The sequence below is a fragment of the Methylobacterium oryzihabitans genome (assembly GCF_004004555.2).
GTDB classification, from domain to species: Bacteria; Pseudomonadota; Alphaproteobacteria; order Rhizobiales; family Beijerinckiaceae; genus Methylobacterium; species Methylobacterium oryzihabitans.
In genome coordinates this window covers 1-516 of sequence record NZ_SACP01000112.1, presented here as the reverse complement: position 1 = coordinate 516, position 516 = coordinate 1, and the positions used below count along the sequence as shown (strand labels likewise).

The following is a 516-nucleotide window of genomic DNA, read 5'->3' as shown; positions in this document are numbered from 1 at the left end:
TCGTAGGTCCTGTCGCGGGCGGAGAGGGTGCCGACGAGGAGCGTGGCCTGCGTGATCGCGACCGCGCCGGTGGCGCCGGCCAGCGTGTAGTTCGGGTTCGACAGGGCGAGGCCGGACAGGCCGGTGAGCGCCTGCGCACCGACGTCCTTGGCCGCGAGCCGGCCGATGCCCGACACGGCCACGGCATCGCCGGCGACGAGGTTGCCGGCGGCGAGCAGGCCGCCCGCGACGGCGGCGGTGGCGTCGTAGACGCGGGTGCCCGACAGCGTCACCGGCCGCGGGGCGATGGTGAGGTCGGCGCCCTGGTAGGTCAGGGCGTAGTTCGCCGGGGCCGCCAGCGAGCCCACGGTGATGGCGTAGCGGCCGACGCCGCTCGCGGCGCCGGCGGCGGTGGCGAGGCTGCCGCCGAGGCCGTCGCCGCCGACGAGGCCGCCGACGGTGTAGGTCAGGGGCGGGTTGGCCTCGCCGTAGAGGCGGCTCTGCGCGTCGGCGGTGACGACGAGGGCGCGCGGGGCG

General features: G+C 77.7%; 1 protein-coding gene. It reads right to left on the bottom strand.

Going from position 1 to position 516, the window contains the following annotated elements:
* Positions 1-516 (bottom strand): MBG domain-containing protein (locus EOE48_RS29535; RefSeq protein WP_187371594.1); only part of this gene is annotated, 516 nt, incomplete at both ends.